At 61.4% G+C, this 7,509-nt stretch carries 7 protein-coding genes; 3 read left to right on the top strand and 4 right to left on the bottom strand.

What is annotated here, in order from left to right:
• Window positions 1–156: 156 nt before the first annotated feature.
• Window positions 157–783, bottom strand: coding sequence for a tRNA (adenosine(37)-N6)-threonylcarbamoyltransferase complex ATPase subunit type 1 TsaE (gene tsaE / locus NW844_RS11400; RefSeq protein WP_414335758.1), 627 nt, complete (start codon window positions 781–783; stop codon window positions 157–159).
• A 3-nt stretch (window positions 784–786) separates the two neighbouring features.
• Window positions 787–1,635 (bottom strand): prolipoprotein diacylglyceryl transferase, encoded by an 849-nt coding sequence (lgt, locus tag NW844_RS11405; RefSeq protein ID WP_414335768.1) that lies wholly within the window; start codon window positions 1,633–1,635, stop codon window positions 787–789.
• A gap of 266 nt (window positions 1,636–1,901) precedes the next feature.
• On the opposite strand from lgt, the gene recA reads away from it, so the two are divergent.
• Window positions 1,902–3,029 carry a recombinase RecA gene (gene recA / locus NW844_RS11410; protein ID WP_414335760.1) on the top strand — a complete coding sequence of 376 codons (1,128 nt, stop codon included), beginning with the start codon at window positions 1,902–1,904 and terminating at the stop codon, window positions 3,027–3,029.
• 15 nt (window positions 3,030–3,044) lie between these two features.
• Here recA and NW844_RS11415 read toward each other — a convergent pair whose 3' ends face one another.
• Together NW844_RS11415 and NW844_RS11420 are read right to left on the bottom strand one after the other, a co-directional pair.
• Window positions 3,045–3,857 (bottom strand): TrmH family RNA methyltransferase, encoded by an 813-nt coding sequence (locus NW844_RS11415; RefSeq protein WP_414335762.1) that lies wholly within the window; start codon window positions 3,855–3,857, stop codon window positions 3,045–3,047.
• A gap of 33 nt (window positions 3,858–3,890) precedes the next feature.
• Complete coding sequence (locus NW844_RS11420) at window positions 3,891–5,237, bottom strand: 16S rRNA (cytosine(967)-C(5))-methyltransferase (RefSeq protein ID WP_414335764.1); 1,347 nt, start codon at window positions 5,235–5,237, stop codon at window positions 3,891–3,893.
• Window positions 5,238–5,325: 88 nt separating this feature from the next.
• Here NW844_RS11420 and hisA point away from each other — a divergent pair, with 88 nt between their 5' ends.
• Window positions 5,326–6,111: a 1-(5-phosphoribosyl)-5-[(5-phosphoribosylamino)methylideneamino]imidazole-4-carboxamide isomerase gene (gene hisA, locus NW844_RS11425; protein WP_414335765.1), complete on the top strand. Its 786-nt coding sequence runs from the start codon at window positions 5,326–5,328 to the stop codon at window positions 6,109–6,111.
• Window positions 6,112–6,232: 121 nt separating this feature from the next.
• Window positions 6,233–7,423: a M20 metallopeptidase family protein gene (locus NW844_RS11430; RefSeq protein ID WP_414335767.1), complete on the top strand. Its 1,191-nt coding sequence runs from the start codon at window positions 6,233–6,235 to the stop codon at window positions 7,421–7,423.
• The last annotated feature ends 86 nt before the right edge of the window (window positions 7,424–7,509 follow it).

A 7,509-nucleotide genomic window follows, 5' to 3' on the forward strand; every position in this document is an offset into this window, starting at 1 on the left:
TAACCCCCATAAACTCATCCCGTCAAGAGATAACTCAAAGTTTTTTCGGCGGAGATAGGGAAAAAGGAAAGAATAGAAACTGTTTGTATATTGACAGTTGGCCGAGTTCTGGCTGCTTGGGTTGAGGGTAAGTCCATGTGGGTTCGGGATCCCTTTTCAGGAGGAGAAGAGAATCCCGTTCTCTTCAGGGTCTTGCTGGGTGAATCGAGAGAGAACTTGCTGCCAAAGGTGGGCGAGCTGGGATCCCCTGCCCTTGGCGTACAGCAGGCGGGATCCCTCTGCCTGAGGATCGGGTTCTAGGTGCAGCCAGAGGTAGGTTGCTGGCAAGTAGGGCAGGTACTGAGGCCATTCGATGGCGGTGATCCCAGCTTGGCTCCAAAGTTCTTCCAGCCCCAGATCGTCGAGAGCTGAGGACTCGGCTCCGCCAGAGGGGGATCCCAGACGGTAGAGATCGCAATGAAAAAGAGGGATCTGTCCGGTGTGGTATTCCTGGAGCAGCACGAAGGTGGGGCTGTCGATGGGTTCAGGGATCCCCAAGCCCTGGCCTAGGCCCTGTACAAAGGTGGTTTTGCCGCTGCCCAGGTTCCCTTCTAGAAGGATCACTAGGCCGGGAGGGGGGTTTATCCTGCTCCTGCCCTGGGGGTTGTGTTGCTGGCCTGAAGAGTCAAGGAGGCGAACGGCAGCCTGGGCTACCAGGGCCGCCAGCGATTGGGTGGCAGCGGCAGAGGGCAACACCAGAGGAGAAGCTTGTTGCCAAAGCTCTTCATCTCGTGCGCTCGCCATGGCTTACGGCTCCTTCGAGGGGTGCTCAGGGGTGGGGATCCCTGTCGAGAGATCAGGTGAGGGCCTCACTGGGCTTAGGTGAGCAGAAGCACGTCTTTGGGCGGTCAGCATCACGGCCAAGCCAGCTCCGATGAGCAACAGGCTCACTCCCTGGGCCACTCGCAAGGATCCCAGCATGAGGCTGTCGGTGCGCAGCCCCTCGATCCAGAAGCGTCCAAGGCTATACCCCAGCAGGTAGAGACCCAGGAGGCTACCAGGCGGAGGCTGACGCCGATAGCTCAAAAAGAGCAGGATCCCGAAGAGGCCCAAGTTCCAGAGGGACTCGTACAGAAAAGTGGGATGCACACGGGATCCGTCGGGGAGCTGTAGCTGGATCCACAGAGAACTATCCGGAGGCAAAACCTCTCCATAGGCCTCGTTGTTGAAGAAGTTGCCCCAGCGACCGATGCTCTGGCCAAGGCTGAGGGAAGGAACGATGCAATCGGCCAGCAGCCAGAAGTTCAGCCGCTGCCAGCGGGCAAATAGGTAAAGTGCCGCACTGCCCCCCAGCAAAGCGCCATGGATGGCCATCCCCCCCTGCCAGAGGGCCAGGACTTTCCACCAAGGGCCATCTCGATATCGCTCCCACTCAAAAGCCACGTAGTAAAAACGGGCAAGGGGCAGGGATCCCACTACCAGCCACAGCAGCAGATCAGACATGGAATTGGGGGGAAGACCGCGCCGTGCCGCCAGGTGGCGGGCCAGGAGCAAGCCCAGCACCATGGCTAAGCCGATCAGCAGGCCATACCAACGCAGGCTGAAGGGGCCCCAGGTGAACACAATTGGACCGGGGGATTGCAACACCAGGGTCATGAGCACGGCGGTATTCCTGAACTGGTCTTTCTAGCTCACTCTACCTATTCTGCGACCCTCACCCCCAGCCCCTCTCCCTAAGGGAGCTACCCTCACCCCCAGCCCCTCTCCCTAAGGGAGAGGGGAGCTGGGAACTGAGGCAAGGTGCGAGCTGACTGCAATTGGAGGGAGATACAGAGGAGAGGGATCCGCTGAGGGCAACAAGGCGACAATGTTAGAATGCAGGCTCGATTTTCCACCGCAACTCCTGGGGGAGGGTGCTGGCCATGACCCGAAGCAAAGCTTCTGCCGTGAACAATGGAGACGACTTGGACAAGTTGAAGTCGGAGAAACGCAAAGCTCTGGATCAAGTGTTGGGCCAGATCGAGCGCAATTTCGGCAAAGGGGCGATCATGCGCTTGGGAGATGCGGCCCAGATGCGGGTGGAGACCATACCCAGCGGCGCTATCACCCTCGACTTGGCCATGGGCGGTGGCTACCCCAAGGGGCGAATCATCGAAGTCTTCGGGCCGGAATCTTCTGGGAAAACCTCGGTTGCTCTGCACGCCATTGCCGAGGTGCAAAAACGAGGGGGAACAGCCGCCTTTGTGGATGCCGAGCACGCGCTGGATCCCACTTATGCAGCAGCTTTGGGGGTGGATATCCAGAATCTGCTCATCTCCCAGCCAGACACGGGGGAGGCAGCTTTGGAGATCGTCGATCAACTGGTGCGATCTGCTGCTGTGGACATTGTGGTGGTGGACTCGGTGGCAGCGCTGGTTCCCCGCGCCGAGATCGAGGGGGATATGGGAGATGCCCACATGGGACTACAGGCCCGCCTGATGAGCCAAGCACTGCGCAAGATTGCCGGCAACGTCAGCAAAACCGGATCAATTGTTCTGTTCCTTAACCAGTTGCGCTCCAAAATCGGCGGCATGGGCTACGGCCCCCAGGAAACCACCACCGGCGGCAATGCCCTCAAGTTCTATGCGTCGGTGCGGCTGGATATTCGCCGCGTGCAAACTCTAAAAAAAGGTGCTGAAGAATACGGGATCCGAGCGCGGGTCAAGGTGGTGAAAAACAAAGTTGCTCCCCCCTTCCGGCGGGCAGAATTTGACATCATCTTCGGCCAGGGCATCTCCAACATCGGCTGCATTGTCGATTTGGCTGAGGAGATGGGCATTCTCAAACGACGCGGTTCCTGGTACAGCTACAAAGAGGAGAATGTGGCCCAAGGGAGAGACAATCTGGTCGTTTACCTGAAAGAAAAGCCGGAGATCCTGGCGGAGGTGGAAGCGGCTGTGCGGGAAAAACTTTCTGCAGGGGTAACGGTTTCTGCCAGCCGACCGGGGGGGATGGAGGAGGGAGAGCAGGAAGAGATTGAGGCCCCCATCTTTGCAGATGAGGAGTTGTGAAACGAGGGCGGCTCTTTAAGCTGTGTCTCTCAACTGGGCTCGCCGCTGGCGCAAAGCTTCGTAGAGCAGCAATCCCCCTGTCATGGCCACGTTGAGGGATTCGACGCCCTCGGCCATCGGGATCCGCACCTGGGCATCGGCCTGCTGGATGGTGGATGCCTTTAGGCCAGCCCCTTCGTTGCCCAAGAGAAAAAGGGTTGGCCGGGTGAGGTCGTGATCCCAATGGCAGGTGGCCAGAGGGGAGAGGGTGGCGGCCAAAACTTGGATCCCTTGGCGACGACAGGCCTGGATCCAGGTGGGCAGGTCGGGCAAGACTTGCGGCGGGCGGCGAAACCACTGGCCGGCGGAGGCCCGCAGGACTTTGGGGTTTTCCGGATCGACGCTGTCTGCGCTTAGCCAGAGGCCATCGGCTCCGGTGGCCGCCACGACGCGGATCAGGGATCCCAAATTACCTGGATCTTGCAGGGCTTCGACCACCAAGCCCAGGCGCAACGCCTCTGGGGGAGGGGAGGCGATTTGCCGGCTAACGGCCACAGCTACAACCCCTTCCGGAGACTCGGTGGTAGAGAGGGCCGCCATCACTTCTAGGCTGACGGCCTGCCGCCGCAGATGCTGGGGCAGGCTGGCCAACAACTGGGGATGACGCTCGGCCCAATCGAAGGTGTAGCAGACAGCTCGCAGAGGCCAGCCGACCCCCAGCGCCTCTTCGAGGAGGTGGGATCCCTCTATTAAGAAGGCGCCCTGTTCCCGCCGGCCTTTGCTGCGGTGCAACTGCCGCAACTGCCGGATCCAAGGGTTTTTTGGGCTGGTGAGGAGCTCAGAAGCCATGCGGAGGAAGAGGAGAGATGGAACGGGGAAGGCTTAATCGCAGCGGCGCAGCCGTTGGATAAAAAATCCATCCCGATCCTGGCGATGGGGCCAGATGAGCAGGGGATCCCCTTCGGCGGCCCAGTGGGGATGCCGGTTCAGAAAAGACTGGATGACCGCCTCGTTTTCGGCAGGATGCAGGGTGCAGGTGGCGTACACCAACAGTCCGCCCGGCTTGAGCCAACGGGCTGCCACCTGCAACAGCCGACCCTGCAGATGGGCCAGCTCCTGCACCTGATCGGGGGTTTGGCGCCAGCGGGCATCGGCATGGCGGTGCAGAGTTCCCAGGCCGGAGCAGGGAGCGTCCAGCAACACCCGGTCGGCGCTCTGCCAGGGGGGCAGGGGTGCGGGGGGTTCGGCAGCGGCGCTCAGGGATAACAGGTCGATGGCCAGGGGACGGATCGAGCGCAAGCCTAAGCGCTGCACATTTTCCTCTAGGCGCCGCAGGCGGTGGGGATGGCGATCCAGGGCCCAGATCTCGCCGCGATCCTGCATCTGCTCGGCCATGTGGGTGGTCTTGCCGCCGGGGGCGGCACAGCAGTCGATCACCCGTTCCCCTGGCTGGGGATCCAGCCAATGCACCACCTGCTGGGCGCTGGCATCCTGAACACTCCACCAGCCCTGGGCAAAGCCCGGCAGGGCCCTGATATCGCCGGCAGGCCGCCCTAGCCGCAGGGCGCCCGGCACCTCAGGGATGGGTGAGGCGGGGATCCCCACTTCTGCCAAGGCTTGAATGACTTTGTTCACATCTGCCCGCAGCGGGTTAACCCGCAGATCCAGGTGGGGCGCTCGGTTGAACCAGGCGCACAACTGCTCGGTCTCGGCTGGCCCCAGGCGCTCCCACCAGAGGCGCACCAGCCAGTCGGGAAAGCTGTGCCGGATCCCCAAGGCCTGAATCGGATCCGTGGGCAGCGTGTCCTGTAAGGGCTTGAGGGGATCCTTTTCCGCCCCATCCAACGCTTGCCGCTGGTAGGCACGCAAGATGCCGTTCACCACCCCTGTCAGGGATCCCAGGCCCACCTGGCGGGCCAATTCCACGCTGGTGTGGATGGCGGCGCTGGGGGGGATGTGATCCAGAAAAGCCAGTTGGTAAAGGCCAAGGTGCAGAATCAGCCGCAAGTCGGGCGGTTGCTGGTAGGCAGAGCGGCGGGCAAAGCAGTCGATCAGGGCATCAAGGGTGCGGCGACGGCGGGTAATGCCGTACACTAGCTCGCTGACCAGGTGCCGGTCGGCGGGGATCAGGCGGCTATGGGCCAACAGGTGCTCCAGCACCAGGTCGGCGTAGGCGTTTTGCCGCTCGATCTTCTGCAGAGCCAAGAGGGCCAGTTGACGCGCGTTCATGGTCGCCCCAAAGGTTTTCCTATCCGCTGCCCTTGTCCAGGATCCCCGCTGGGCGATACTGGAAAAGCTCTTCTCCAGGGATCCCATCATGCCTCACGCCAGTGTCTTTCTCGAGGTGATCCCCGCCATCGACCTTTTGCAGGGCCGCGCCGTGCGTCTTTACCAAGGCGATTACGCCCAGGCGGAACAGGTGGCCGCCGACCCCATCCAGCAGGCAGAAATCTGGGCTGCCCAAGGGGCGCCTCGCCTGCACGTGGTAGACCTGGACGGGGCCAAAAGCGGGGATCCGGTTAACTTGCCCATCATTGCAGACATCGTCCGCAAACTGGCCATCCCGGTGCAGGTGGGGGGCGGGATCCGATCTCTCGAACAGGCGCGGCAGTTGCTGGACTTGGGGGTAGATCGGGTGATCGTCGGCACTGTCGCTGTGGAGGATCCCAACACTCTAGAGGCGATGACCCAGGCCTTGCCAGGACGCATCTGGGTGGGGATTGACGCCCGCCAAGGGCAGGTGGCTACCCGCGGCTGGCTGAACACCACCCCCCTGCCGGCCACCGAACTGGTGCAACGGGTACAAGCTCAAGGGGCTGCCGGGATCATCTACACCGACATTGGCCGGGATGGCACCCTGGCCGGCCCCAACCTGGAGCAGTTGCGGCAGGTTCTGGCTGTTTCCCGCCTGCCGGTGATTGCCTCTGGGGGCATCGGCTCGCTGACGGACTTACTTGCCCTGCTGAGCTTGCCGGGTTTGGCCGGAGCCATTCTGGGCAAGGCCCTTTACTCAGGAGCCATCTCCCTGCCGGAGGCGTTGCGCGCCGTGGGGCCGGGCCGCTGGCAAGATCTGCCGCCAGAAACGGGATCCCGGTGGGCCTAGGAAGAAACAGCCCTGGCAAAATTTTTGCCATACTCTATGAAACCGACATGTAACTAAACAGCTTCTGGGAAACCAACTGGGAAGGAAGCTCTTCCCCAGACTGACTCTTGTCTAGGCGTTTATGGAAGTTCCCGCCCTTCGCCCCGCCGTTCAAGCCTTACAGCCGGAGTTGGTGGCCTGGCGCCGCCACTTGCATAAGTACCCAGAGCTGGGTTTCCAAGAGAAGCAAACTGCCGCCTACATCAGCCACCGCCTGAGAAGTTGGGGGATCCCGCACCAGACCGGCATCGCCCACACCGGCATTGTGGCCACCATCGCGGGAGAAGAGCCAGGGCCGGTTTTGGCGCTGCGGGCCGACATGGATGCCCTAACCATTCACGAGGCCAACGAAGTCGAATACCGTTCCGCCATCCCCAACGTTATGCACGCCTGCGGCCATGATGGCCACACGGCCATTGCCCTGGGCACCGCCAAGCTGCTGCAGCAGCAGCGCCAAAGCCTCAGAGGCACCGTCAAAGTCATTTTCCAGCCCGCTGAAGAAGGTCCCGGCGGAGCCAAGCCAATGGTGGAAGCGGGGGTGCTGAAGAACCCAGATGTAGAAGCCATCCTCGGCTTACACCTGTGGAACAACCGTCCTCTGGGCACCATTGGCGTCAAAAGTGGCCCCTCGATGGCCTTTGCCGATCGCTTTCAAATCGAGGTCATTGGACGGGGCGGCCATGCCGCTCTTCCCCAGCAGACGGTGGATGCCATTGTGGTCGGATCCCACATTGTGAGCGCTTTGCAGACCATCGTCTCCCGCAACGTGGATCCACTGCAGCCGGCGGTGGTGACGGTGGGCCGCTTCCGGGCCGGCGATACTTTCAACGTCATCGCTCCCAGGGCAGAGATTTGGGGCACCGTGCGCAGCTTTCAGCCGGAAGTGCGGGATTTGCTGGCAAGGCGTATTGAAGAAATCGTGGCCGGCATTTGCCAAGCCTACGGGGCCACCTACGAGTTCCAGTACGAGCGGGGCTATCCGGCGGTTCACAATGACCCTGCCATAGCAGCCCTGGTAGAACAAGCCGCCCGCCAGGTGTTTGGTTCAGAAGCCGCGATCGTTCCTGAGATGACCCTGGGCGGGGAAGATGTCTCGTTTTTCCTCAACGAGGTGCCCGGCTGCTACTTTTTCCTGGGATCCGCCAACCCTGCCAAAGGACTAGATTATCCCCATCACCATCCCCGCTTTGACTTTGATGAAGCTGCTCTCGGCATTGGCGTGGAGCTGTTCTTGCGCTGCATTGAAAACTACACCGGAAAGACTTTGGGCTGAGGGGAGCACTTCCCAGAAAAGCTATGGCCACTGGAATATAACTGACGAAGCCGCTCGCTACGTCAAGTCCTAGCTCCCCTCTCCCT

This window comes from Synechococcus sp. H55.2 (assembly GCF_047462495.1).
Taxonomy (GTDB): domain Bacteria; phylum Cyanobacteriota; class Cyanobacteriia; order Thermostichales; family Thermostichaceae; genus Thermostichus.